The organism is Cupriavidus sp. SIMBA_020 (assembly GCF_046535395.1).
Taxonomy (GTDB): Bacteria; Pseudomonadota; Gammaproteobacteria; order Burkholderiales; family Burkholderiaceae; genus Cupriavidus; species Cupriavidus campinensis.
Map to the genome: position 1 here is coordinate 1 of NZ_JAWRWU010000418.1, position 278 is coordinate 278.

At 52.5% G+C, this 278-nt stretch carries 1 protein-coding gene; it reads left to right on the top strand.

Annotated elements, in window-relative coordinates; translation table 11 throughout:
- Positions 1–278: oligosaccharide flippase family protein (locus tag SB751_RS29850; protein WP_410749006.1), on the top strand; the 278-nt coding region annotated here is incomplete at both ends.

A 278-nucleotide genomic window follows, 5' to 3' on the forward strand; every position in this document is an offset into this window, starting at 1 on the left:
GCGGAAAAGTCTGTCGACGAATTTCATTGGCCGATATGCGAACATTATTGTCCAGATTGTTGTCACCGGTATGCTGGCCCGCGTCCTAAGTCCGGCGGAGTTCGGCGTGATGGCTATCGTTTCTGTTCTGGTGACGTTCTTTTCGTTTGTCAGTGAAATGGGGCTGGGCCCTGCTATCGTGCAATTTCGTGATCTAGATCGATCTCAAATAGCTGGGTTATTCTGGGTGACAGTGGGCATCGGAGCTTTTGCCGGAGCGGTCTTTGCGGCTTGTGGGC